Source organism: Siminovitchia acidinfaciens (assembly GCF_003605385.1).
Classification (GTDB): domain Bacteria; phylum Bacillota; class Bacilli; order Bacillales; family Bacillaceae_C; genus Siminovitchia; species Siminovitchia acidinfaciens.
This window is the reverse complement of sequence record NZ_QYTV02000009.1, coordinates 129,070-154,527: the sequence shown is the minus strand read 5'-3', so window position 1 is coordinate 154,527 and position 25,458 is coordinate 129,070. Positions and strand designations below refer to the sequence as shown.

The window sequence follows — 25,458 nt, the reverse complement described above, 5'->3', positions numbered from 1 at the left end:
CTCGAGCAGCTTTTCCATTGTATCACACTCAAGTCAACTTGTCAACAATTTTTTATGATTGTTTTTTCTCGCTGTTTTGAGGCGACTTTTTTATCTTAACACAACCAAACATTTAATGTCAACATGTTTTTTGTGTTTTTTTTGCCGCTTACTAAGTTGCTAACCAGCGACGTCTACTAATATATCAAACAATAATAATCGTGTCAACATGTTTTTTTCACTTTATAACATTGCTCATACATTCCTGAGATGCTTGACTCTATCCGAAGTGGAACGATCAATCCTTTTTCAATTAAATAATCCAAAAGCGTCCTCAAGTTCGCACCATAACATTTAACCTGCGGATGTTGTTCAAACATTTCATACTTCCAAATTGGATTTTCATCCAGGACTTCTAATAAATGCTCAGTACTTTTTATCGTTTTTGAGTATATTAGAAATCCGCTTGCCAAAAAAACCAATTCCAGTCTTTTTTCAATCGGTTCTTCACTTGTAACGAGTTCCTCAAAAAGCTTTAATATTTCGGGTTCACTGCATTTAGTTTGTTTCCACAAAGCCGAGTCAATATAAGCCCCTTTTTCAATAAGAGTTAATCTGGCAAGATGATTTAATGATTTCACAAGGAAATCATACGCATCTAAGAATTGTCCACCATTAAAGAGGTCTTTACCAGTTGTATAAGCCTGAATCAATTTGGCAAACTCCAAGCCCATTTTCAATTTAATATCCTTTGATGGTATTTCCTCTTTTATCTTATCTATAAAACGGTCGCGTTCAAACAACACTTCACTGTCGTTCAATTGGAAGGGTTTTGAACGAAAGAGGCTCTCATCTATAATGTATAGACCAATGTTCATTCCTTGCAAATAAAAATGCCTGGCCTGTTCTTGGTTTTCCTGACCGGATGCCACGGCATAAATTATTACATCAAACATATCTTTTGCCGTCAATATTTCTTTTGTGCAGTCAACCAACAAAACAGCCTTTGTCGTTGGCCGGGAAGCGAAATAATTTACTATTGGACGAAAAAGTTCTTCCATGTTCCATTCCTCCAAAATAGCTGAATTGATTGACGCAATCATTTTTCTCTTGCTATCTTCTTCTATTTCGACGGAATTAATTGTTTTTCCTCCTTCTATAATTTGTTGCTTTTATGACAGCACTCTTCCCTCCCATTTATGGTATAGTTTATTTTTGGGAGGGCTTGAAATGGCTAAAAAATACTCAAATAAAATTAATAAGATCCGCACTTTTGCGTTAAGTCTCGTTTTTCTCGGGTTCATCATTATGTATGTAGGCATATTCTTTCAAAAGCACCCGATTGTCATGACCATTTTTATGTTACTTGGGCTGTTGGCCATCATCGGCAGCACTGTCGTTTATTTTTGGATCGGCATGCTTTCGACAAAGGCTCTTCAGGTGGAATGCCCAAATTGCGGAAAACCGACAAAAATCCTTGGGCGGGTGGACATGTGTATGCACTGTCGTGAACCATTGACAGTGGATCCGGAGCTTGAAGGGAAAGAATTTGATGAGGGTTATAATAGAAAAAAGAAATAAGAAAAACGCAAGCGGCTTGTAAACTCGAGAGTCTGGGCGCTGGCTGGCTTAGAACACCACGACTGGTGGGGCCGTCAGCCCTAGGACATCCTATCCGGCGGATCTGGATAAAGGAAAGCAACTTTAAATAAAATTTCTCATAGTTAGTTATACATTCTTCAAATAAAAAAATCGCCTTTTCGCAAGGCGATTTTTTTAATGTGTTTTTTTCTGGCTACACTCAGGACAAACTCCATAAATTTCCATACGGTGGTGACCGACTGAAAATCCTGTCATGTGAGCTGCCAATTGTTCAACTTCGTCCAGACCAGGATAATGGAAGTCAACGATTTTCCCACAATCTTCACAAATGATATGGTAATGATCGGTTGTTACAAAATCAAAGCGGCTGGATGCATCACCATACGTGAGTTCTTTCACCAGTCCAACTTCACGAAAGACACGTAGATTGTTGTATACTGTTGCGACACTCATATTTGGAAATTTGCTTTCAAGGGATTTGTAAATATCATCGGCAGTCGGATGTGACATTGACTGGATTAAATATTCTAAAATCGCATGACGTTGAGGTGTAATCCGCACTCCCGTTTTTTTCAACGTATCAATCGCATCTTTTAATTGTTCGTCTAACATCGCCATGCACCTCTTTTCTCATAAAAGTTTCATTCTCACTTTATAATCCTTATAAATAGTGTAATCCTTGAAAACGCCTTTTGTCAATGGTTTAGCCTAATTTTCATGCAACGTAAGTTCCATCGCTCCCAGTTTCAGGTTTACATACCTCGCGACAACGAAGAGCAAGTCCGATAAACGGTTTAAATACGACAGCACGAGCGGATTTGCACTGTCAATAGACACTGCACATCTTTCAGCTCTGCGCACCACAGTTCTCGCCGAGTGGAATGCAGCCCCAGCTGGATGCCCCCCTGGTAAAATAAAGTTTTTTAGTTGGGGAAGTTTTTCATCCCATCTATCGATTAACTTTTCCAGATCTTTTATATCTTCTTCTGAAAGCTTCCACTTTACTTCCTTTCCTTCGGGTGTGGCCAATTCCGCACCGACATGAAATAGAACCGTCTGTATATGGTGAAATGCTTTCTTTACCTCTATTATTTCCGATTTTTGTTCGTTTACTAAGAAGCTTAGAGCGAGGCCGATTGCAGAATTGGCTTCATCACACGTGCCGTATGCCTCAACACGCAAATCATTCTTGGGTATTCTTGTCCCATATACCAATGAGGTCATTCCCTTGTCACCAGTCTTAGTATAAATTTTCAATGCAGACCCTCCATCTTGTTTATTTATAATTATATTAACAGTACCACCGGAATTATAGATAAAAATTAGGCCACAATTAAATGGCATATGGGTCAGTTCGCCCTTTCAAAAAAAGAGGACTGCTTTCGCAGCCCGAATGAATTTATATTAACTGAGGAGGTATGCCCTGTACTATAAGCTATGTATTTTTATTAAATTGGAATGGACAAAAGCCGCTATCAATTGAAAAATGGGCAAAAACAAAAGCGCAAGCGCCTGTTCATTGGCGTACAGACTGTGCCGAAATGCTCAGACGCCTTGATCAGCCCCCGACAAACACAAGACGATTCCCGAGGAGGCAGTACTTCAGCCACGACAGGGGAGCTACTGATTTCAATCACATCGTGTAGAGCTTCCCTGAATCTGCTTCATGCAGCTTTGCGACGAGCTGAACAGTTAACTCCTCGAATAGTCGCGCAGGAGCACAATCTTCCTGAATTCGCTTCTTTGCAGGCTTATGATATCGAGCAGATGGCACTCGCAGCCGGACAACAGGGGGACGAAGGCCACCTCAGTTCGCCACATCCTGTCGCTTCGCTTGCACTAGCACTTCCTGTGCGTCGGAGCCATTAGGACCTCCTGTCCGTCGGAGCTGGACAATGCATTGTATTAAAAAAAGGTTATCTATAGTATGAAGCTTTGAAACGTAAAAATGATAAACGGCCTCATATTTCAGAAGGCCGTTTTTAAAGTTAATGTTATACGAGGTTTTCTTTTATGTATTCCAAAGCTTCGACCGCATGTCCTTTAGCCGTGACTTTTCTCCACTCTTTGACCAAAGTTCCTTCTTTGTCAATGATAAAAGTGGAACGCTCGATACCCATATATTCCCTGCCAAAGTTTTTCTTGAGCTTCCATACTTCATACAGCTCAGCAACTTCATGCTCCAAATCCGCCAAGAGTAAAAATGGCAGGCCATGCTTTTCAATAAATTTGTCATGGCTCGTCAATGGATCCGGGCTGACTCCTAAAATAACAACATCCAAGCCAGAAAAGTCTTCATGCATATCCCTGAAATCGCATGCCTGTACCGTACATCCAGGCGTCATATCCTTAGGATAGAAATATAGAAGGACATTCTTTTTTCCTCGATAGTCGGATAATGCTATTTCCTCTCCATTACTTGCCGGCAGCTTGAAGTCAGGTGCCAATTCTTTTTCTTTCACTGTCATGAAATCCGCCTCCTATTAATATCATCTTTTATTAGCCTACATAAATTCAGGCTGAAATTCAAATTTAGCCATTCAGTTTACTATCTTAGGAGGGATCAAAATCAATGAACGTGCGCACGACAAAGGCAGCGGGAATCGTATAGCCCAGCAAGGCTTCAATGATGGCAAGCATACGCCCTATTCCAACCGGGGCAACATCGCCAAAACCGACAGAAAATAGAGTAACTGCACTCAAATAGATGGAAGTTCCCAAATTTGAAAAAAACGACCTGCCGGCAGCCATGTCCGCCTCAACATCATTAAACACATGGAAACCTTTCATATCAAGCAGCAAATACAGTATGCCGAAGCCAATCATAATTACCACATATGTAAGACCCAAAAAAACAAAGTTCTCAAACGAAACCTCTTTATATTTGAATCGGGCGGGAAAAAACAACAGTCTTAGAGCCATGAAAATACATATTAATACCCCTAAAAACAGAGCATACCACATTGTCGCCACCGCCCTTCTCACTTGTCCCTCATCTTATTATTACGTGGATTTTTTTATTTATATGCGGCGGATTCTCATATACGGCTCTGTGGATTGCGATAAACCAGCCAGAGTAATACAATGAATAAAGTATTTAACACCAAAGGCGAATGGGTTGCTCCAACTTATCGGTTGAAACCCGGTCGGTTTTCTTGAAAAAGTGAACGATGTCCCTCATAATTACGTGGCGTTAGCCTTTTACCATTCCTTTTCAAGAAACAACGACTCCATCTGCCAAAATTAAGAAAAGCTTATGAAAAGCTAATTATGTAATCGCAAAAGTTTTTAAAAACCCAAATAAGGGAAATTGTACTCAAAGTATTAGAAAGGAATTAATTATTATGAAGCTTGGTGCCCGCATGTTGAAAACGGGAATTGCTATTACGTTGGCACTTTATATTGCACAACTTCTTAACATGCCTTCACCGATTTTCACAGGTATTGCTGCGATTTTTGCCATTCAGCCAACAATTTACCGTTCTTATCTGTCTGTTGTTGAACAGGTACAAGGGAATATTATCGGTGCTTTATTAGCCATTACATTTTACCTTCTGTTCGGTAGCCATCTGTTGATTGTCGGCTTGGCGGCAATTGTAGCCATTGTCATCATGGTGAAGCTGAAACTGGAAAACTCCATCCGGCTGGCACTTGTGACCATTATCGTCATTATGGAAGCGCCAGCCGAACAGTTTTTGTATTTTGCATCTTTACGAACACTCTCAATATTTATCGGTATTCTTGCGGCATTTCTTGTTAACTTCATCTTTCTGCCGCCAAAATATGAAACAAAACTGTTTCAGAGCATCTCAAGTGTTACAGAAGATATTTTAAAATGGATTCGACTGACAACAAGATTTGCCTCCGAGGATCAGCTGTTAAAAAAAGATATCGGCAGCATCAAAAAGAGAATCACTCAAGTAAATCAACTCTATTCGATGTATGAAGAAGAGCGTCGATATTTTAAAAAAACAGATCGTGCAAAACTGCGCAAGCTTGTGATCTACAGACAAATGATTCAGGTTACCCAAAAAAGTTTTGATATCTTGAAGCTCCAGCAAAAGTATGAAAACATTTTGCATAAGGTTCCCGAATCACTTCAGGTGGAAACCCGTGAAAGGTTCGATTACCTCCTGGGCTTTCATGAGCAGCTGCTTCTAAAGTATTTAGGGAAAGTCCGACAGGAAGTTGAGCTTGACGATGTCCTATTTGGGGAAAGTGACAGGGACCGATTGCGAGATTTATTTATTAATGAAATTCGTAAAGGCGACACTGAGGATGTGTTCCAGCCCTATCATTTAATGAGAATTTTATCCGGGATCATTGAATATGAGGAACAATTGGAGCAGCTTGATAAACTGATAAGGACCTACCAGACATACCACGAAAAAGAAAGCCAAGTACATGTAGATATCTAAGAAAAGCTCCAGGCGCCTGCCGATGGTGCCTGGAGCTAGACAAAACAAATCATAATACGAACATCTATATCGTCTAATTTAAAACTGGCTTAGTCACTAAAAACCAGCCGCGTATTCGAATGCGCGGCTGGTTTTCTATTGAGCCTATCCCGGTTCCCTAATGAGGACAAGGGGTTGTTTTGGCGAACGATCGAGTTCATAGCTAAACTTACATTGCGGGCATTGACAGGGTGCCAATTATCGGTTCCCTTAGACTATTTCTTAATATGACCAATTTCTAATTCAATTGCTGGACCTGGAACAGGTTGTAATAATGCCCTTTTTTCTCCATTAATTCTTTATGTGTTCCGACTTCCACTATTTGCCCATGTTCAATAAGTACAATCCTATCTGCATGTGTAATTGTTGACAGACGATGGGCAATGACAAAGGTGGTCCGGTTCTTTGCAAGTTCATCCAAGGCTTCTTGAATTAAGTGTTCACTCTCTAAATCCAAAGCGGAAGTTGCTTCATCTAAAATCAGGATTGGTGGATTTTTCAAAAATACACGTGCAATGGCTACCCGCTGCTTTTGTCCGCCCGATAGTTTGACTCCTCTTTCCCCAACTGTCGTATCATACCCATGTGGCAGATTCATGATGAATTCATGAGCGTTTGCCGCTTTGGCAGCCCTGATCACTTCTTCTTCAGTACTTTCCGGTTTTCCGAGCAAAATATTTTCTCTTACGGAGTCACTGAATAAAATATTATCCTGCAGCACCATACCGATTTTATCTCGCAGACTCCTGACCTTGAATTCCCGGATATCCGTGCCGTCAAGGAGAACAGTTCCCTCAGATACGTCATAAAATCTCGGAATCAAGCTTACAAGTGATGATTTCCCTCCACCGCTCATACCAACAAGCGCGATGGTCTCGCCCTCTTTTACATCCAGATTAATGTTTTTCAATACAGGCTTTTCATCCTTGTCATAGGAAAATGTCACATGATCGAATCGGATATTCCCGTTTACTTCTTTTACTTCAACGGCGGCCGGAGCATCATCTATGTCATATTTTTCATCAGCAAGCTCAAACACCCTGTCCATCGAAGCAATCGATTGTGTCAAAGTTGTCGATGAGTTGACGAGACGGCGAAGCGGATTGTAAAGCCGTTCAACATATCCCATAAAAGCGACCATCGTTCCAAGTGTCAAATTTCCATGAATGACCTGGTAGCCGGCATACGCAATCACAATTAGCGGAGCTATGTCTGTTATTGTATTTACAACAGCAAACGCCTTGGCTGTCCAATTTGTATGTTTAATGGCCTTTTTTAAAAAATTCGAGTTGTTTTTGTCAAATTGTATTTGTTCATGATCTTCAATTGCAAAGCTTTTGATCACCGACATTCCCTGAACGCGCTCATGCAGATAGCTTTGGACATCTGCAAGCGCCTGGGACCGCTCCCTTGTCAACTTGCGTAAGTTTCCAAAAAAATACTTAACCGAAATAATGTAGAGAGGAAAAACTGCCAGAGATACAAATGTGAGCGGAACGTCCAATGTCAGCATGATCACTATGGCAATGACAACCGTTGCTGCATCCAGCCATAAATTCATCAATCCGGTGATGACAAAGTCCTTTGTTGATTCAACATCATTGATGATACGTGAAATGATGTTCCCCGCCCGGTTGTTAGAATAGAACTTAAAGCTCAATTTTTGAATATGAGTAAAAAGCCGGTCGCGGATATCGTATAAGATTTTACTCGCAGTCCACTGGGCAAAATATTGCCGGTAATATTCAATTGGCGGCCGAAGGACAGCGAAAACGATAAGCATGATGACCATGATAATAAACAATTTATTTGTCTTTTCGTCTGCACTCATTTCACTTACTGAAATAATGTCGTCAATGACATATTTCATTAGAAAAGGAATCAATAGCGGAATAGCAAACTTAATAATGCCAATCAGCAATGTTCCGATAATTTTCCATCGGTATGGCTTTACAAATGCCATATATCTTTTAATAACCCCCATGCGGCGGTTCCTCCCTTATATTACAAAAAAGAATAAATGCGCGGGCAAACAAGACGATTCCCGAGAGGCGGTTTTTTAGCCAAGCTGCTGCCTGCAATCACATCGTGTGAAGCATCCTAAAAAATACTCCATGCATCTTTGCACGAGGTGAGCAAACCTTCATCAAGTAACCTGCGCAGCAGGAGCTTCTTGTGACCTCGAGGGGCTAGGCGCTAGAGCTGCACGGAGCATAACCCGCCAAGTAATCCGTAGACAAGGTATTTAAAGTTTCCTCAAAAAAATAAAACCTGTTGATAAAACGCCAACAGGAATATTTCAGTTCAGATATGTTAGGTACCGGTCGTACCATATATCGATAAATTCTGCGGAAAAAGGGCCTTTACGCTGGCGGATCCAGCGAACAAGCTTTTCTACATTTTTCTTTAAAATATGATCGATGACATCCGGATACCCCATAATTTTGCGGTTTTGCTCGTATTCGTCCTCATCAAGAAGAGTGAATGTCATATCTGGAAAGACTTTAACATCCAAGTCATAGTCAATATATTTTAATGCTCCCTTATCAAAAACATAGGGAGAACCGAGATTGCAATAATAATAAACACCATTATCCCTGATCATGGCAATAATATTAAACCATAGATCCGCATGAAAATAACAAATGGCGGGCTCCCTAGTAATCCATGTTCTTCCATCCGATTCTGTTACCGGCGTCCTGTCATTTCCCCCGATGATCGTATGGTTAGTGGCTTTAAGCACTTTTGTTTCTGCCCATATCCGGTGAATATTTCCATTATGCTTATAGCTCTGTATCTGGATATTTGATCCTTCCGCGGGAATGTTCATCGTTTCCCCTACTTTCTAAAAAAAGCAGAAGCGCCCCGATTTCAACTGTTATGATACCTGTTCTAATGAAGGCGGCAGGCCTTATCCCAGGCCGGGCTGGCTGCTAAATTTCAATTATTTTTGTTATATATGTATCGATATTATCATTATAACGGTTTCTGTTCGTTTTTAAAACCGATGCGCGTTTCCTTGCAAGAAAAGCGCAAGCGCTCGTCTAGCGACGTACAAACTGATCAGAAAAGCGGAAGCCGGTAGCTTAGGGGCGACAAGCGCTGGCAGGCTCAGAGCGCGACATCCTGTCGCTTCGCTTGCACTAGGACATCCTGTGCGTCCTGTCCGTCGGAGCTGGACGAAGCATATACCGATTAGTATCACAAGAGTATTATTGTACGATAAAAAACGGGAGGCTGCTCTCTACTGAAAGCACCCTCCCGTTTTTATGTTCATTACTACTGGCCTGCGTTTTTGCCTTTGCGGGCTTCAGCTTGCTGGTTTTGCTGTCTTACTTGTTGTGCATCTGTTTCGCTGGCGAATTCAGCACCGAATTGGCCTTGTGCACCTGATCCAGATTGTGCATTCTGTTGTCTTACTTTTTGTACGTTTGTTTCGCTGGCAAATTCAGTGCCGAATTGACCTTGGGCTCCAGCTGATTGTGCGTTTTGCTGTCTTACTTTCTGTACGTTAGTTTGTGATTGGTTTGGTTTTTTAGCCACAGTTCTCACCTCCACATACATTAGAGTATCCAGAGATGAAAGTTGTTATCCAAACTTTTTAATTGAAAAATTTAGGTCTATACCAATATGGAACGGCCGCCATCCACAATGATTGTTTGGCCTCTAATCATTGAAGCATCATCTGATATCAAGAACATAATTGTCTTGACGATATCGTCAATTTCCACCATGCGTCCTGCCGGGGTATTTTTGCGCGCATCTTCGAGAAGTTCTTCACGGTTCGGAAAATGTTTCAAAGCATCCGTATCGATGGCTCCCCCTGATACAGCATTGACCACGATATTTTTTGGAGATAATTCAACAGCCAAGTATCTTGTCAATGCTTCGACTGCAGCCTTGGACACCCCCACAGTTGTATAGTTCTCCAAATAACGAATTGATCCTAGAGAGCTTAGGCTCACGATTTTTCCGCCGCCGTTTCTCTCCATCAATTTCGCTGCTTCCTGAGCACAGAAAAGCAATGCTTTACTATTTATGTTCATTGTCCAGTCCCAGTGGGATTCTTCCAGTTCCATCGCAGGGCGTAATACGCCTGAGGCCGCATTGTTGATGAAAATATCCAGCCTTCCGAATTCCTCTTCAATTTGTTGGAACATCGACTTAATTTTATCAACATCACCGACATTTGCTCGTACGAGAAAAGCTTTCCTTCCCAGTTTTTCTATTTCCTCGACTGTTTCTAGCGCAGCTTTCTTGCTCCTTGCATAGTTGACGACGATATCATACCCTTTTTCAGCCAAAGCAAGTGCTGCTGCTTTTCCAACTCCACGGCTGCTGCCGGTTACGAGTGCTACTTTGTTACTCATATGTATCCACCTTTCAATTTACTCATTCATATTTTACATGGGAAATGGCCGCATGCAAAGTTACCGCTTTTGTTCCTTATATGCCCGCCAGATTTTCTGGTGGGAAACTGGGAATGCCAGTTCTTCAAGTTCCTCTTCAGTCACAAAGCGCAGGCTTCCATATTCATCAACTTCCCCGCTTTTCAACCTGCCCTCATATGCATCAATGGTCCACGTCAAGTGGGTAAAGACGTGGCGTACCTCAGTAAAAGAATGTTGTTCTATTGATGCATCCAGGAGATATTCCGTTGATAAAAAATCTTGCAGAGTTTCCCATGGATCAAGAAGCGGAACAATTTTCAAATTCGGGAATTCCCACAGATTAGCTAAAAGCCCTTCCTCAGGCCGCTTATTGATTAAAATCTTTCCTTCCTCATTTTTTAGAACAACAGCAAGAATATCTTCGTGGCGGGTTTTTTTCTTGCGCGTTTTTACAGGCAACTCCTCTTGAACACCATTTTCAAAAGCCTGGCAATGCTCTCTGACAGGACACAGCAGACAGGATGGCGATGTTGGAGTGCAAATGAGGGCTCCAAGTTCCATCAAGGCCTGATTAAAGTATGAGGGGTTGTCATGGTACATCAGCCTCTCCACTGCACTTTCAAAAACTTTCCGCGATGAGGATTTAGCAATGTCATCTGTTATAAGTAAAATTCTAGATAATACTCTCATAACATTTCCATCAACAGCTGGAATCGGCTTTCCATAGGCGATGCTAAGTACAGCACCCGCCGTATATGGACCTACGCCTTTAAGTTTTGAAATTTCTTCCTTCGTATCAGGTACTATTCCATTATATTCGCTCACAACTTCCTTGACGGCCGAGTGTAGGTTTCGAACTCTGGAATAGTAACCGAGTCCTTCCCAAATCTTTAGAATCGCTTCCTCATCGGCGTCTGCAAATGCTTCGATAGTTGGAAATTTTTCCAAAAAGCGGTTATAATATGGTATAACAGTATCAACTCTTGTTTGCTGCAACATCACTTCTGAAACCCATACTTTATATGGATTTTTGTCTTTTCTCCACGGCAGATCGCGTTGTTCCTCTTGAAACCATTGGACAAGATCACTTTGAAATTCGGTTATATTAATTAGATTTTCCTTTTTTGCTTTGTTCATATTGTCAATACTGTTTTTCACAGGTTATTCATCCTTTTTAACGGGAATAATTATAATGAGTTAATTCCGTTGCATTTCTTGCATAGGTAAAATATGATACACAAAAGTAGGCATGAAGAAAAGTGCAAGGCTTGCGGAATAAATGCAGTCTTATCTAAAGCCACTGGCTAAAGAATAAATTTTTTTACGAAATCCCTTCACAGAGGAGGACCCAGAATTGGACACAGCTACTCATGTAGTGATGGGATTTGCAATTGGCGGGCTTGCCACATTAGACCCAGTTGTGGCGGAAACCACTGTTAATACCCAGAGTGTGCTCGTTGCTGCAATCATCGGCTCGCAAATTCCTGATATCGATACTTTTTTAAAGCTTAAAAATAATGCCGTTTATATACGAAATCACCGAGGAATTACGCATTCACTTCCAGCGATTTTAGTATGGTCAGTCCTCGTCGCTTTCTTTGTAAATTTGATCTTTCCTGGATCGAATTTGATGCATCTTTGGATTTGGTCGCTCGTTGCAGTTTCGCTGCATGTTTTTGTTGATATTTTCAATGCATACGGAACCCAGGCATTACGGCCCATCTCTTCGAAATGGGTGGCGCTTGGGATAATTAATACATTCGACCCTTATATTTTCGGAATTCATGTCATTGGAATCCTAATTTGGCTTTTGGGCGGAAATCCAGGATACACCTTTTTAATCATGTATGTGATTATCGCTCTTTATTACGTGCTTCGATTCGTCATGCAGCAAATGGTAAAGTCAGCTGTACTTAAAACGGTTCCTGATGCTGACCGCATCATTATTGCTTCCACGATGTATTTTAACCAGTGGCGAATTGCAGTCACATCGAAAGACCATTTTTATGTGGGAAGGGCTTATAGAAGGTCCGTCACCATCTTTGACAAGTTTAAACGCATTCCGATTCCTGATACGGATATTATCCGCGCTGCCAAGAAAGATAAGAATGTTTCTGCCTTTTTATCTTTCTCCCCGGTCTATCGCTGGGAAATCAAAAAATATGACGATTTTACTGAAGTCCGGTTTATCGATCTCAGATACCGAAGCAACGGGCATTACCCGTTTGTTGCTATCGTGAAACTGACAGATGAGCTGGAGGTCATCACTTCATATACCGGCTGGGTATACAGCGAAGAAAAGTTAAGGAAAAAACTGCGTGTTGCTACTGATTGATACCAAGGGCAGCAACTTATTGAAAATGCTTCTCATTTCCTCCGTGAGCTGCTTATTCAGAAGCTTTTCTGTGGGCCCTCCAAGAGTAGCATGGACTTGAAACCCCTAGAACGCGAAGCGGCCAAGGAGGTTCAAGCAAGCCCGCCTGGAACGGAAATCAGCGGCTGCTTCTATGTGTGCACAATAATTAGGTTCAATTTATATAAACAGTGTTGAAAAAGAAGTCTTCTTTTTCAACACTGTTTTTTTTAGAAAAGCGCAAGGCGCCTGTTTATCGGCACTAGCACAAGGCGAATTTTGATGAGGGAGCTGTTCAGCCACCACAGCAAAGCAGCCTATTTCAATCACATTGTGAGAAACATCTCCGACAATGCTTCATGCAGCTTTGCGACGAGCTGAACAAGTCCTCGAATACTATGGCGAAGGAGCACAATCTTCCTGAATAAGCTCCCTGACAGCTTGTGACCTCAAGCCCCGATGGCGCCACATCCTGTGGCATCGGCAGGCTCAGGGCGCGACATCCTGTCGCTTCGCTTGCACTAGCACTTCCTGTCCGTCGGAGCTAGACATAACTTAACCTTGTTAGAAAATTCAGTCTGAATTAATATTTTCTTTAACTTCAATGATAGATATCATCTTCATCGTTCAACATATGTGCATATTTCGGATTAAGTGCAGCGAATTCGTGCAGTTTGTCTCCATATTGAATGACCCATGTTCTGACAACCTTCTCCGCAACAGCCTTGCCTTGATATTCTCTTCCTGCTTTTGCATAAGTTGTTTCGAAATCTTCCCAAAATAACTCTACCCATGTCCTCGCTCTTCCATATGATAAATTGGCATTTTTTTGCATTAGCAGGCTTGTTAGCCTTTCATAATAATCGTTCATGGAACTCGCTCCTTTTTCCAGTCGTATTTTTCGGACCATGAGTCAAAAATAATAATGCGGGTGTCATTTTACCGCATGTATAGGAGGCGAATGACCATTGCGTAATAAAGCAAAAGATTTCCCATATGGCAATACTCACCGGTTTGAGGGGGAACCACGTGCAAAACCCGAATACGGCTCCAAACGTCCGAACGGAACGACAAACACGAATCCACAGGAAAGAATGAGAGCATCCGGCGCAAGGGAAGACGAACGTAATCAATCATTATGATAAAGGAGGCTGGAACTTGCAAAAAGACAGGGATTCTCACATGAACCGTGCACTGACTCCATTTAACCGAGGATGGTACCGCCCTAATCATGACGGGTCGCAAGTCAACGGCCAAACACAGCAAAGCCAACAGAAAATCATATTAGAAATAGATGCAGTTAAAAGGTATAAACGGTGACCGTTTTCTCTCAATAAAAATAATGAGCACAGCGCCATTTACATCGCTGTGCTTTTTTATTTTAATAATGAAATCGGCAGCGCCTCTTCTTTTCCTGATCCGCCCAAACGGTAGCCCCAAGCAAACACACCATTCATGTAATCAATTTTAAAATAAACCCCCGGGTCGCCATCAATAGCATAAATTTCACCGGGCTTGAAGTCGTCCGGATTCAAAAGGTAGGCTTTGGCCATGACCGCTTTCCTTTCATATACAGCAAACTCATTAACCATGCCCATCTGCTCCGCTTTACGGGCTTTTTCCTTTACATCGGAAATTTCTTTATTCAACTCCTCTTCACTCATTTGGCTATATCTTTTTTCATTTTCCATTAGTTAGCACATCCTTCTTCGTCTTTACAAATCGTCCTCTTCCAGAAAGCGATTGATCAAACCCATAGTAAAACCTTTCCTGAATAGAGCCTGCTGCATACGTTGCCTGTATTCGTAGCCTGAATATTTTTTATTACGCCGCTTTGCTTTTTCCGCTTCGGTTTTAAGTGCTTCCCATTCTGTCTCCTCGTCTTTTTCATAATCGATTGCTCCCATTGCCGATTGTACTATGTCAGGAGGAAAACCCTTAATTGATAGTGAGTGTTCCAGCTTCTGTTTAAGCATTCGTTCGGAAAGCTTTTTATTCTGAGCAGCATATTTATTTCCCAACTGGATAGCATCCATAACCTGCTTTTCCTTATTATATTCAGTTAATGCTTCATTTATCTTTTGTTCAGTGATTCCTTTTTGTTCGAGCTCACGCTTTAGCACGAGCGGTCCTTTTTTTCCAGAATTGGCATATGTCCGCACGTAGGCTTTGGCAAATTCGAGATCATCAATATATTTCTGGCTGGTTAATTCTTGCAAAACAACATCAATGATCGGATCTGGCCATTCCTTTTTTTTCAGGTGAGCACTTATTTCAAGTGCAGAACGCATCCGATAAGATAAAAATTGCACCGCTGAATGATATGCCTTTCGGATCTCGTCCTCATGTTGTATCCGGGTTAGGTCATGGTCGGACAGTTCCTTACCCTTTGTAAGATGATATTTAATAAGCACATCTTCATCTACAGCAAAGGCATAAACATTATCGAGAAAAATATTGTAACGATTTTGGTTTTTCTTTTGGACAGATATCTTTGTGATAATGGGCACATTATTCACCCTCATATTTAACAGTTCACTTTATTTTATCATAAACAGGCGGGTTCGTGGCTGTATTAGAAAGACTCCATAAGGTAATGATGTTAATAATTACTTGGGAGGTGGTCAGGTTGAAGAAAAAGCAAGAATACAAAGCGAAAAATAAGCTATCGGCAACGCAGGAAGTACTTTACCAACGAGAGTTTAAGCGTGCGGACCAGGCAGGCGGATTTACAGAAAAAGGTCGAAGATAGCTTTTTTATGAGTGAAAAAAATTGTGCAGCAAATAATATGTAGACAGCCATGCTGTAAATGTTACAGAAAAGCGCAAGGCGCCCGCATATCAGCTACAAGCACAAGACGAAATTTGATGCGGGAGCTTTTCAGCCACCATAGCAAAGCTGCTTATCTAATTGCATCGTGAAAAACATCTTTGGATTTGCTTCTTGCAGCTTTGCGACGAGCTGAACCAGGCATCTTCGACTATGGCGCAGGTGAGTCCTTGCGGCTTGTGACCTTGAGCCGATGGCTCCTGCAGCTAGACATTACGTATTCATTGTTAAAGAGAGAATTTGGTGACACTTTATACTTTCTATAACATTTTAAAAAAGGAGTTTGAATATGGGACGCTCACAAAATCAAAAAGCCCGCGACAAAAACAAGCAAAAACTTCCGCAAGTTCCAAAGCAATTAAAGAGTGACGGACGCGATATCGAATTTTCCAAAGAGCTTGCGGACCAGGATGACTTAGAGGCATTGGCCAGGTCTGAGGCTGCTGATAAAAGAGCAAAACAGAAATAGGAAGGCGCGAATATGCCTTCCTTTTTTTAATGGCAGGTATCTAGCTTTTCTTTTTGTCTAGCTTCAGACTGCAGGGGTCGAGGTCGCTTCGGTCAGACACTAAAGTCAAAAAGCGACTTCACTGGATTGACCTCCGACGCACAGGATGTGCTAGTGCAAGCGAAGCGACAGGATGTCGCGCTCTGAGCCTGCCGGCGCTTGTCGCCCCTAAGCAGCCGTCTTCCGCATTTCTGCTCAGTCTGTACGTCGATGGACAGGCATCTACGCTTTTCCTATTGTCTAGCTCCGGTGCCTATCGACTAGCAGACTTCGCGCCTCCTCCTACGATAAGTCAACATCGGCTCCTACGTCGCCGTGTTTCCTTTATCTCGTCGAAGGCACTCCAGTCTGTACGTCGATGGACAGGCACCTACGCTTTTCCTATTCAATACTTCTCCATAGATAGAAAGAGGCATAACTTAAATAGGGATGCCATTCTTTGCTGTAATTTTCCATTTCCTCGTATGTAGGTTTTCTGTCTAGCTTATAGAGCCGCCTGATTGCATTTTGCAAACCAATATCCGCCATTGGAAATAGGTTTTTCCTTCCTAATCCAAATAATAAAAAGCTTTGAGCTGTCCAGGGGCCAACTCCTCTAATTTTTACTAGCTCTTTCACCACTTCTTCATCAGATTTTTGACCAATCTCTTCTAGATTTAATTCGCCGCTGACAATTTTCTTTGAAAGGTCGATAATATATTCAGCTTTGCGCTGACTAAACCGAAGGCTCCGTAAATCTTCCGGGTTTAATTGGGCGACTGTTTCAGGAGATGGAAAAAAGGGCACCCCCTCTATTTCAAAGCCGAAAGTTTTTACGAATTGTTCTGTAAGAGAGATTGCAAAAGACATGTTCACCTGCTGATGGATGATAGGTCTCACCAAAGCCGGGTATAGCGAAAAGTCCAGTATGATCGGTGTTCCAAAGTGGGTTTCAAAAATTTCATATAAGGTCGTCTTTGAAAAGTGCTGATGAATGTCGACAAGCGGCAGGTTCCATTGGAATGCCGAGGATACTTTTTCCATAACCTGATCTTTTGTCTGATGCCTGCTTCCTCTTATAATAAAGGAAGGCATTTCCGTTGTGCCAACAGCTTGAATGACGGCCACTTCAGGCTCCTTTTTGTAAATGGGAACTCGAATAAGACGTTTACCCTTATCAACAATGTTCAATGGATCCCTTGCAAGCCTATCTAAAGCCAGGTCAAAATGGTACGGTCCATCAATAACAGCGTTTTTTTCCCACATAAAACCATCATCCTTTTCGCATAAAGAAAAGCGCAAGACGAATTTTGATGAGGCAGCATTGCGACGAGCTCAACAAAGCTTCTTCGAATAAGCTATGGCGCAGGAGCACATTCATCCTGAATAAGCTTCCTGTGCGTCGGTGGCACTTGGACCTCCCGTCCGTCGAAGCTAGACATAACTTATACTTGTTTTAATTTGAAACCTTGAGCTAATTTTATACGATTTTATTTTAATAAAGGCAGCTCCATTCCCGGAACTGCCTTTATTATATTACACTGGGACTAATCTTCATAATTATGCTGGCTATTAATTTTACCATCTTGATCATGGATATATGCCATGGTCCCGGCTTCTTTGGCCAGTCTTTTGGCTTCCTCTACGGCTTCCGATTTGGAATCGGTTGTGCACTGCGGCTCGTCCACTCCTTCTTTTTTGACCGCCCAATTCCCTTCATCATGTGGCACCACATGAAATCTGGCTTCATCTGTACCTGCCCGCTCTTTAAAATATTCGTCGCGCTCATGCTTTGACATATGATTATCCTCCTCTTTTTTATTGTTTTAACACTTTACCCTCCCATTCGATATAAAAACATAAAAGCCCGGGAAGCCCGGGCTCAGTGAGAAATCATTGGATTTTTTATTTTTTCACGCATCATGTAGTCATCTAGACTTTTGAAGGAATACTCCTCTTTCTTTAAATCCTGAATGACCTTTTCTAATGCATCGGCATTGTCTTTCGAAACTGTATGGAGCAGTATCACCGCGCCTGGATGTATTTGTGCCATGATGTTGTCATAAGCATACTTCCATCCCTTTTGCTGATCTGTCTGCCAGTCTTTGAAGGCAAGTGACCAAAGAACATGGATATACCCCTGTTCCCTTGCAACACTTAAAGTCCTTTCACTTAAGATTCCGCGAGGAGGACGCAAATACTGCATCTCAGTCTGACCGGTTAGTGCCGCTGTCTTATCCTTCACTTTTTCCAATTCTTCTTGGATTTTCTCATCACTGATCCCGGTCATATCCGGATGACTCCATGAGTGATTGCCAATGATATGACCTTCCTTCACCATCCGCTTGGCCAGATCAGGAGCACTTTCCAAATAATGGCCGGTCACAAAAAAAGTTGCGGGTACCTTTTCTTTTTTCAACACATCCAATACTTTTTCTGTATAGCCATTTTCATATCCGTTATCAAAGGTTAAATACAAAACTTTATCTCTGGAATTGCCTTTATAAAATGCGTCGTACTTTCCCAAAAGGTCGTCATAAGCTTCGCCGGCCTCAGCCTGCTTCCCTCCGCTTCCTTTTTTAAATCCCCAATGAATCGCGCTATTGGATAAAGCCTCAGCAGTGGTCGCTTGAAAAAAAACAAGGAAAAAAAGTGGCAGCAATAACACCCGTTGTCTCATTTTCTTTATTCCGCCTTTCACTCTTTTCCTTTAGATTTTTCCATTGTGAACGATTCATCCGTGGTGGAGTTTTCCATTGTAAATTGAAGAGTGTTTGCTACGAGAGCGAGCGAACAACACTCTGATTCAGGCTAAACAAAAAAGGCCAGGCATTTGCCTGAACCCTATTGTCTTGCCTCAAAAGAAAAACTTAAGTGGTCCTGGATCGGTATCCAGGCGCCGATTTCCTGGGAAGTTACATTTTTAACAATAATCCTGTGCTTGGAACCCTTCATCACTAAGAAGACCTCCCCAAACGTGAGACTGCCCTTTTCATGGACTGCTGGTGCGAACGCATATAAATAGCCCATTCGGGTTGGGGGTATATTGTAAACCTGATGATGCTTCGTACCTCCGCCGACCGCCGTCTCAAAAGCAAGCGGCAATTTCACTTTTTCAAAGGCTTTTTGCTGCATCATTTTTTGCACATCTTCTGCCTGGACAACCTTGGCAGTGAGACCGCCTTTAATGATTTTTTGCGCTTCCTGGACATAATGTATTTGATAATTGCCTGTTCCGCCTCGGTTATCGTAGAAATTCGTGTTCACCTTTTGATATTCCCAATTAGGGGTTGTTTCTTCCGACTTATAATTCAAAGGCCATTCACCTAAAAAAATGGTTGCTTTTGTGCCAAATGAAAACGGCGACTTAGTCGCTGCCGATTCGTTCAGCATCCGAATAAGGTTCGGGTTTTCTATTTTAACCTTGGAAGACTTCAGCAATTCTTTGGCAAAATTGCTGGGCTGTAACCGGGGCAGATCTGGCGCGGGATTCGTAAAGGTGTTTTCCTTGCCAATATTGACGACAGAAGAAGGTACATCCAATCCCTTTTTCTTGGTATCTTCGTTTTTAGCTGTTGTACTTGCTGCAGGAGCCAGTAGCAAAGCAATAAGGACGAATGCCTTCAGGATTACTCGATGCCATTTCATGTTGTATATTTGCTCCTTTCCTTAAGCACTGTTATGTTATTTTTTCATAAACCTGAAGGATTATCCCCATTAAAGCAAATAAAATCCTATTCCCATAATCAAGTAAGCTGCAAGCATTGTCAGTCCCTCAAACCAATTTGACTCACCGTCATTGATAATGACTATGGAAAGCAATACTGCTGTTGCCATCGAAACTAATTCTGGAACAGTAAAAATAAGCGGCATCCTCTTTGGAAAAAATAACGATGCCAAGACTAGAATCGGCGCCACGAACATGGCAATCTGAAGCGTGGAGCCAATGGCAATTTCCACGGCGATTTCCAATTTGTTTTTATAGGCCATAATGATGGCCGAGGCATGCTCTGCCGCGTTTCCGACTATAGCAACGATGATGACCCCGATAAATAATTCAGACCATCCAAATTGCTCTCCAACAGCCGTAAATGTGTGAACAAGCCTTTCTGATACAAAGGCGACAGCCAATGTAGCAAGGGCTAGGATAATGATCGCTTTCCATTTGGACCATTCCGGTACTTCCTCTTCTTCCACCGCACCTTCTGACTCATGCTTTGTTGTAGGGTAAACACCCCGGTGTGTTACGAGTTTGAAAAATAGAGCAGCCATGTAAAGGATAATCATAATGATAGAAATACCGATACTTAAAGCCATCGTACTTTCATCACTCATGTTAGTGGTGAATAATTCAGGTATCATAAAAGCGACGATGACTGCAAACATCAGCAATCCGACATTATGACGCGCATCATAGACACTAAACATTTGCCTTTTGAATCTCAGACCACCTATGAAAAAGGACAATCCACCGACAAGCAGAAGATTACCGATAACAGATCCTGTCAATGATGCAAGTACTACGCCGATCAGCCCAGCCTTCAAGGCAAAAATGGAGATAATCAACTCAACTGCATTTCCGAAGGTGGCATTCAATAACCCGCCGATTCTCGGCCCCGCCACTATCGCAAGACTCTCAGTTGCTCTCCCCATAACTCCTGCCAGCGCAATAATTGTCAAACAGTAAATGCCGAACATCGCTGCACTCGGCCAATGCATCATTGAGCCAATCACAGACAGCGGCAATCCCACTGCAATTGCAATGATAAAAATCTTGTTTACCATAATCTACTGCCCCTCCTAACTAGAATGGACCCTTATCCTTCAATAACTTCAAATGTCTCAGCAACTTCAATTGAGCCTTTAACCGATTGAACCATCGAACAATTTTTTCTTGTGAGATCCATTGCTTTTTTGATCTTGTCCTCATGAAGGCCCCTCCCGATAATCTTGAAATGCAGGGAAACCTTTTCAACCCGGTTGGCTATCTCTTTATTTCTTTCGGCATCTGCCGTGATCTGAATATCTTGCACATCTAAACGCATTTTCTCCAATATGCTTCGCAGTATACCTCCGCTGCAAACAGCTAACGATGATACCAGCAGTTGATACGGCCGAAATCCATATTCTTCATCTCCTGATATGTCGAGTCTTCCGTATGGCAATTCCAAAAAAAACCCGCCATCTTTCATTTTAAATTCCAATTCCATATCCCCCTTCAATCATTAGGTTTTGTTTGTACAAAGGGATTATACCAAGTTTTTCCTTAACAATAATAATTAAACAGAACATGGCGACAAACTACGCTTGCACAGAACAACCTGTTCGACGTAGCTGGTGGTATTTTTACACTTAATTCTTTAATCACACTTACCTTGTTTATCCGAAAAGTAAGAGTTGATTTCTCCCCCGACCATAATAATAATGGCTGAAAAATAAAACCAGAGCATCATAATAATGATTGTTCCAATACTTCCGTACATAGCTGTATAATTTCCAAAGTTGGATACGTAAAAAGAGAATCCAAGCGATACAACAATCCAACCTAGACTTGCAAATATTGAACCTGGGATTGCGGTTACACACCGAATTCTTATATTCGGAGCCAAATAATAAACAGCGAGAAAAACCAAGAATAAAATAACCGGCGACAGAATCCATCGTATGGCACCCCAAATTTTCAAGAACTGATCCGACAGACCCAAATAAGAGAAAATAAACAAGCCAAGTTGTTTTCCAAATACAGGTAATAGCAAAGCTAGCATAAAAACAAATATCATTGCTATTGTAAGTACAATGGATAAGCCTCTGCTAACGATGAAAGAGCGTTTTTCCTCTACGTCATAAGCCCTATTCAACGACTTCATCAAGGCATTCATCCCCTTGGAAGCAGCCCATAGAGTAGCAATAAATCCAACAGAGAGCAGGCCGCTGCTGCGGTTATCCATGATTCCAGATATGGTTCTCTTAATCATTGTATAAGTTTCTTCCGGCGCAAAATCTTTGATCAAATGAAATATATCTTCCTGGGTTAGTGGAGTATAAGGTAGAAGGGTAAATAAAAAGATCAGCATCGGGAATAGAGATAATAGAAAAAAATATGATAATTGGGCGGCAAATCCCGTTACATCATTATCGCTTATTCTTTTTCTCATCTCTTTTGTGAAATCTATTACTTTATTCCTCTTTTTTCTAAGCCTGACTTTTTTCATTCCCATTTGCAACACCTCTTGGACCGCATTCTTGAACCATTGCTTTATATAATTACCTTTCTTGGTCCCTGCAAAACATTTTACCAATTGTAAAAATGACCTTGACAATTTATCTCATTTCCCAGAAGATTGGTATATAAATTATTCAAATATTATATATGGGGGGAGAATATGTCTGATAAGGTACTAGAGTTTCTTAATTATGTAAGCGGTTTAGTATGGGGTTTGCCGCTCATCATCCTGCTCATTGGAACAGGGATTTACTTGACCATCAGAATTGGCTTTCTTCAAGTAAGGATGTTGCCATATTCTCTGAAACTGGCATTCAGCTTCAAACAGGACAAAGGCTCTGAGGGTGACATTTCCCATTTCCAAGCACTAATGACAGCGCTTGCAGCAACTGTTGGTACAGGTAACATTGTCGGTGTTGCCACAGCCGTCGTATTGGGCGGACCTGGAGCTGTATTTTGGATGTGGATATCAGCATTTTTCGGGATGGCAACAAAATATGCCGAAGCCGTGCTAGCCGTCAAATACAGAATTGTTGATGCAAATGGCCAAATGTCAGGCGGTCCTATGTATTACCTTGAACGCGGACTTAAGCAAAAGTGGCTTGGCGTTCTGTTTGCAGTATTCGGAGCTATCGCGGCTTTCGGAATCGGAAACCTGGTTCAATCAAACGCAGTATCCACTGTTGTAAAAACTACTTTCAATATCAACGAATGGGTTACCGGTTTGGCGTTGGCCATCTTTGCTGGTCTCTCAATCATCGGTGGTATTAAAAGCATCGGAAAAGTTACCGCATTCTTTGTACCTTTTATGGCCGCATTTTATATCATCGGCGGACTTATCGTATTATTTTTGAACATTGACCTGATCCCAGGGGCAGTAGCACTTATTTTTACTGATGCATTTACAGGGAAAGCCGTTGCGGGGGGAGCCATTGGTGCTGTTATCCGTTACGGGGTCGCCAGAGGTATATTCTCAAACGAAGCCGGACTAGGTTCTGCTCCAATTGCAGCAGCAGCAGCAAAAACAGATTTGCCTGGTAGACAAGCGCTTGTATCCATGACACAAGTGTTTATTGATACATTAGTGATATGTTCTATTACCGGAATTACAATCGTCATGGGAGGCCTCTATGATGAAGGAGTAGCCGCAGGGGACTTGACATCTGCGTCCTTTGCCCAATTCTTAGGAAATACAGGCTCAATCATTGTTGCTCTTGGTCTATTATTCTTTGCTTCTTCAACTATTTTAGGCTGGTCCTACTACGGGGAAAAATGTTTCTCCTACCTGTTCAGTGTTAAGAGCGTCATTTATTACCGAATCGTTTTTGTTGCCATGGTCTTTGTCGGTGCAGTCACAACTCTCGATATTGTATGGACATTTGCTGACATCATGAACGGTCTCATGGCCATCCCGAACCTGATCGGTCTCTTGGGGCTATCAGGGGTTGTCATATATGAAACGAAAAGAACTTTGGAGAAGATCAAGGAAGAAAAAGTTGAAGCTAAAAAAGAAACTGCATAAGAATTGCTGCCTTCCTGATATACGGGAGGGCTTTTTATATTGACAAGCAACCCCTTGCATGGAATCATTATATTCATAAATATAGCCTTGAGAGGATGAACTCCGTGGATTTATCAAAAAACACCCCCGAGAATATTGAATATTTGCTTGGGCAAATTACAGAAAAGCTTCGTATGGTCAATACTGGTGCCATGAGGCCCGAAAGCATCAACAATGAAATGTACGAAGACTTACGTGATATTCATGAAATGGTTATGAAAAAAGAGCATTTTAGTCCAAGTGAAATGCAGGCTTTGGCTGAAGAAATCGGCAGGCTTAGAAAAGCGTAATGATCGACAGAGGGCCCAATATAAGGGTCTTCTTTTGTCTGTTCTTTACATGAATGAAAACGGATAAATAGAATAGGAAACTTAACGTTCCTGGAAAAAGGTGATATTGTTGAAAACGTTCGAACAGTCTCGGCTCTTGAAAAGCTTACCAAAACAGTTTTTCGCTTCACTCGTTCAAAAAGTGAACAAGGTAAGAGCGGAAGGCCATGATGTAATCAATCTTGGCCAAGGAAATCCTGATCAGCCAACTCCACAGCATATTGTGGAGCGTCTAAAGTTGGCTGCGGAACACCCCGACAATCATAAATATCCCCCCTTTCGCGGAAAGGCGGAGTTGAAACAAGCTGCGGCTGACTTTTATTTAAAAGAATACGGCGTTCATCTTGACCCGGAAAAAGAGATTGCTATTTTATTCGGAGGAAAGGCCGGGCTGGTCGAACTGCCCCAATGTCTTTTAGATCCCGGTGATATTATGCTTGTTCCGGATCCAGGTTACCCGGATTATTGGTCCGGTGCCGCGTTGGCAAAAGTCCATATGGAAATGATGCCTCTCAAAGAGGAGAACGATTTCCTTCCTTCTTTTAATGACATACCAAAGGAAATTGGAGATCAGGCAAAGATGATGATACTTAATTATCCGAATAATCCTACAGGAGCAGTTGCCAATGAGGATTTTTTCCGCCAGACAGTTGAATATGCCTCAGCTCGTGAAATCTGTGTCGTTCATGATTTCGCTTATGGCGGAATAGGATTTGATGGTAAAAAGCCCACAAGCTTTCTTCAATTAGAAGGAGCAAAAGAAACAGGCGTAGAGATCTACACATTTTCAAAAACATATAATATGGCGGGCTGGCGGATTGCATTTGCAGCGGGCAATGCATCCGTGATTGAAGCCATCAACCTGATGCAAGATCATCAATATGTCAGTCTGTTTGGCGCAGTGCAAGATGCAGCTGCAGAAGCTCTTTTAGGACCGCAGGAAGCTGCGGCAGAAATCAGTGCTATGTATGAAAAAAGAAGAGATGTATTCATTTCCAGCCTCCAGGAAATCGGCTGGGATGTTAAATCGCCCAAAGGCTCGTTTTTCGCTTGGCTAAAGGTTCCTTCCGGTTACTCTTCCCTGGATTTTAGCGACCTGCTCTTGGATAAAGCTCGAGTTGCTGTGGCACCAGGTATCGGGTTTGGAGAACATGGAGAAGGTTATGTCAGGGTCGGGCTTCTGACATCGGAAGAACGCCTGAAAGAAGCGGCTCTTAGAATCAAGGAATTAGAAATATTTTAAAAT

30 protein-coding genes are annotated in these 25,458 nt (G+C 41.9%); 10 read left to right on the top strand and 20 right to left on the bottom strand.

The window, feature by feature from the left end:
* Positions 1-203 precede the first annotated feature (203 nt).
* A complete protein-coding gene (locus D4T97_RS16980; protein ID WP_164525616.1) occupies positions 204-1,040 on the bottom strand; it encodes a nucleotidyltransferase-like protein in 837 nt (278 codons plus the stop codon).
* Between the two features lie 169 nt (positions 1,041-1,209).
* Here D4T97_RS16980 and D4T97_RS16975 point away from each other — a divergent pair, with 169 nt between their 5' ends.
* Complete coding sequence (locus tag D4T97_RS16975) at positions 1,210-1,560, top strand: YgzB family protein (RefSeq protein ID WP_126051953.1); 351 nt, start codon at positions 1,210-1,212, stop codon at positions 1,558-1,560.
* A gap of 195 nt (positions 1,561-1,755) precedes the next feature.
* Here D4T97_RS16975 and perR read toward each other — a convergent pair whose 3' ends face one another.
* The 4 genes from perR to D4T97_RS16955 all read right to left on the bottom strand — a co-directional run bounded on the left by perR (position 1,756) and on the right by D4T97_RS16955 (position 4,545).
* Entirely contained in the window at positions 1,756-2,193 is a 438-nt protein-coding gene (gene perR, locus D4T97_RS16970; protein ID WP_126051952.1) for a peroxide-responsive transcriptional repressor PerR, read from the bottom strand.
* 96 nt (positions 2,194-2,289) lie between these two features.
* Positions 2,290-2,838: a cob(I)yrinic acid a,c-diamide adenosyltransferase gene (locus tag D4T97_RS16965; RefSeq protein ID WP_126051951.1), complete on the bottom strand. Its 549-nt coding sequence runs from the start codon at positions 2,836-2,838 to the stop codon at positions 2,290-2,292.
* Positions 2,839-3,575: 737 nt separating this feature from the next.
* The gene (gene bcp, locus D4T97_RS16960; protein ID WP_126051950.1) at positions 3,576-4,049 is read right to left on the bottom strand and encodes a thioredoxin-dependent thiol peroxidase; all 474 of its coding nucleotides are present in this window, start codon (positions 4,047-4,049) and stop codon (positions 3,576-3,578) included.
* Positions 4,050-4,134: 85 nt separating this feature from the next.
* On the bottom strand, positions 4,135-4,545 hold the full coding sequence (locus D4T97_RS16955) for an ion channel (RefSeq protein WP_126051969.1): 411 nt from the start codon (positions 4,543-4,545) through the stop codon (positions 4,135-4,137).
* A 380-nt stretch (positions 4,546-4,925) separates the two neighbouring features.
* Here D4T97_RS16955 and D4T97_RS16950 point away from each other — a divergent pair, with 380 nt between their 5' ends.
* Positions 4,926-5,999 carry an FUSC family protein gene (locus tag D4T97_RS16950; protein WP_126051949.1) on the top strand — a complete coding sequence of 358 codons (1,074 nt, stop codon included), beginning with the start codon at positions 4,926-4,928 and terminating at the stop codon, positions 5,997-5,999.
* A gap of 277 nt (positions 6,000-6,276) precedes the next feature.
* Here D4T97_RS16950 and D4T97_RS16945 read toward each other — a convergent pair whose 3' ends face one another.
* From D4T97_RS16945 to mutY, 5 genes are all read right to left on the bottom strand, one after another.
* The gene (locus tag D4T97_RS16945) at positions 6,277-8,022 is read right to left on the bottom strand and encodes an ABC transporter ATP-binding protein (RefSeq protein ID WP_126051948.1); all 1,746 of its coding nucleotides are present in this window, start codon (positions 8,020-8,022) and stop codon (positions 6,277-6,279) included.
* 315 nt (positions 8,023-8,337) lie between these two features.
* A complete protein-coding gene (gene ntdP, locus D4T97_RS16940; protein ID WP_126051947.1) occupies positions 8,338-8,868 on the bottom strand; it encodes a nucleoside tri-diphosphate phosphatase in 531 nt (176 codons plus the stop codon).
* 449 nt (positions 8,869-9,317) lie between these two features.
* Positions 9,318-9,602, bottom strand: coding sequence for a gamma-type small acid-soluble spore protein (locus tag D4T97_RS16935; RefSeq protein ID WP_126051946.1), 285 nt, complete (start codon positions 9,600-9,602; stop codon positions 9,318-9,320).
* Between the two features lie 56 nt (positions 9,603-9,658).
* Complete coding sequence (gene fabL / locus D4T97_RS16930) at positions 9,659-10,408, bottom strand: enoyl-[acyl-carrier-protein] reductase FabL (RefSeq protein ID WP_126051945.1); 750 nt, start codon at positions 10,406-10,408, stop codon at positions 9,659-9,661.
* A 60-nt stretch (positions 10,409-10,468) separates the two neighbouring features.
* Positions 10,469-11,566, bottom strand: a complete 1,098-nt coding sequence (gene mutY / locus D4T97_RS16925) for an A/G-specific adenine glycosylase (protein WP_126051944.1) — start codon at positions 11,564-11,566, stop codon at positions 10,469-10,471.
* A gap of 217 nt (positions 11,567-11,783) precedes the next feature.
* Here mutY and D4T97_RS16920 point away from each other — a divergent pair, with 217 nt between their 5' ends.
* Positions 11,784-12,764, top strand: coding sequence for a metal-dependent hydrolase (locus tag D4T97_RS16920; protein ID WP_126051943.1), 981 nt, complete (start codon positions 11,784-11,786; stop codon positions 12,762-12,764).
* A 619-nt stretch (positions 12,765-13,383) separates the two neighbouring features.
* Here the strand turns inward: D4T97_RS16920 and D4T97_RS16915 are convergent.
* Positions 13,384-13,653 (bottom strand): YfhJ family protein, encoded by a 270-nt coding sequence (locus D4T97_RS16915; RefSeq protein ID WP_126051942.1) that lies wholly within the window; start codon positions 13,651-13,653, stop codon positions 13,384-13,386.
* 97 nt (positions 13,654-13,750) lie between these two features.
* Here D4T97_RS16915 and D4T97_RS16910 point away from each other — a divergent pair, with 97 nt between their 5' ends.
* A complete protein-coding gene (locus D4T97_RS16910) occupies positions 13,751-13,924 on the top strand; it encodes a small, acid-soluble spore protein K (RefSeq protein WP_126051941.1) in 174 nt (57 codons plus the stop codon).
* A gap of 40 nt (positions 13,925-13,964) precedes the next feature.
* On the top strand, positions 13,965-14,102 hold the full coding sequence (locus D4T97_RS16905; RefSeq protein ID WP_126051968.1) for a YpzG family protein: 138 nt from the start codon (positions 13,965-13,967) through the stop codon (positions 14,100-14,102).
* A gap of 56 nt (positions 14,103-14,158) precedes the next feature.
* Here D4T97_RS16905 and D4T97_RS16900 read toward each other — a convergent pair whose 3' ends face one another.
* Together D4T97_RS16900 and recX are read right to left on the bottom strand one after the other, a co-directional pair.
* On the bottom strand, positions 14,159-14,473 hold the full coding sequence (locus tag D4T97_RS16900) for a YfhH family protein (protein WP_126051940.1): 315 nt from the start codon (positions 14,471-14,473) through the stop codon (positions 14,159-14,161).
* A gap of 24 nt (positions 14,474-14,497) precedes the next feature.
* Positions 14,498-15,292, bottom strand: coding sequence for a recombination regulator RecX (gene recX / locus D4T97_RS16895; RefSeq protein ID WP_126051967.1), 795 nt, complete (start codon positions 15,290-15,292; stop codon positions 14,498-14,500).
* A gap of 119 nt (positions 15,293-15,411) precedes the next feature.
* Between recX and D4T97_RS16890 the strand changes: the two genes are divergently transcribed.
* On the top strand, positions 15,412-15,534 hold the full coding sequence (locus D4T97_RS16890) for a YfhE family protein (protein ID WP_206435587.1): 123 nt from the start codon (positions 15,412-15,414) through the stop codon (positions 15,532-15,534).
* 367 nt (positions 15,535-15,901) lie between these two features.
* Positions 15,902-16,081, top strand: a complete 180-nt coding sequence (locus D4T97_RS16885) for a YfhD family protein (RefSeq protein WP_126051939.1) — start codon at positions 15,902-15,904, stop codon at positions 16,079-16,081.
* A 420-nt stretch (positions 16,082-16,501) separates the two neighbouring features.
* On the opposite strand, the gene D4T97_RS16880 is transcribed toward D4T97_RS16885, so the two are convergent.
* The 7 genes from D4T97_RS16880 to D4T97_RS16850 form a co-directional block, all read right to left on the bottom strand.
* Positions 16,502-17,365 (bottom strand): DNA-3-methyladenine glycosylase family protein, encoded by an 864-nt coding sequence (locus D4T97_RS16880; RefSeq protein WP_126051938.1) that lies wholly within the window; start codon positions 17,363-17,365, stop codon positions 16,502-16,504.
* Positions 17,366-17,646: 281 nt separating this feature from the next.
* On the bottom strand, positions 17,647-17,898 hold the full coding sequence (locus tag D4T97_RS16875) for a DUF2188 domain-containing protein (protein WP_126051937.1): 252 nt from the start codon (positions 17,896-17,898) through the stop codon (positions 17,647-17,649).
* An 83-nt stretch (positions 17,899-17,981) separates the two neighbouring features.
* Positions 17,982-18,779: a delta-lactam-biosynthetic de-N-acetylase gene (gene pdaA / locus D4T97_RS16870; RefSeq protein ID WP_126051936.1), complete on the bottom strand. Its 798-nt coding sequence runs from the start codon at positions 18,777-18,779 to the stop codon at positions 17,982-17,984.
* 164 nt (positions 18,780-18,943) lie between these two features.
* Positions 18,944-19,747, bottom strand: a complete 804-nt coding sequence (locus D4T97_RS16865) for a YfkD famly protein (protein WP_126051935.1) — start codon at positions 19,745-19,747, stop codon at positions 18,944-18,946.
* Between the two features lie 69 nt (positions 19,748-19,816).
* Positions 19,817-20,884 carry a calcium/proton exchanger gene (cax, locus tag D4T97_RS16860; RefSeq protein WP_126051934.1) on the bottom strand — a complete coding sequence of 356 codons (1,068 nt, stop codon included), beginning with the start codon at positions 20,882-20,884 and terminating at the stop codon, positions 19,817-19,819.
* A 32-nt stretch (positions 20,885-20,916) separates the two neighbouring features.
* Entirely contained in the window at positions 20,917-21,303 is a 387-nt protein-coding gene (locus tag D4T97_RS16855) for an OsmC family protein (protein WP_126051933.1), read from the bottom strand.
* Positions 21,304-21,459: 156 nt separating this feature from the next.
* Complete coding sequence (locus D4T97_RS16850) at positions 21,460-22,311, bottom strand: YihY/virulence factor BrkB family protein (RefSeq protein ID WP_164525618.1); 852 nt, start codon at positions 22,309-22,311, stop codon at positions 21,460-21,462.
* A gap of 171 nt (positions 22,312-22,482) precedes the next feature.
* On the opposite strand from D4T97_RS16850, the gene D4T97_RS16845 reads away from it, so the two are divergent.
* The 3 genes from D4T97_RS16845 (at position 22,483) to D4T97_RS16835 (ending at position 25,455) form a co-directional block, all read left to right on the top strand.
* On the top strand, positions 22,483-23,844 hold the full coding sequence (locus tag D4T97_RS16845) for an alanine/glycine:cation symporter family protein (RefSeq protein ID WP_126051931.1): 1,362 nt from the start codon (positions 22,483-22,485) through the stop codon (positions 23,842-23,844).
* A gap of 104 nt (positions 23,845-23,948) precedes the next feature.
* A complete protein-coding gene (locus tag D4T97_RS16840; RefSeq protein WP_126051930.1) occupies positions 23,949-24,173 on the top strand; it encodes a DUF1128 domain-containing protein in 225 nt (74 codons plus the stop codon).
* A 109-nt stretch (positions 24,174-24,282) separates the two neighbouring features.
* Complete coding sequence (locus D4T97_RS16835; RefSeq protein WP_126051965.1) at positions 24,283-25,455, top strand: pyridoxal phosphate-dependent aminotransferase; 1,173 nt, start codon at positions 24,283-24,285, stop codon at positions 25,453-25,455.
* Positions 25,456-25,458 lie beyond the last annotated feature (3 nt).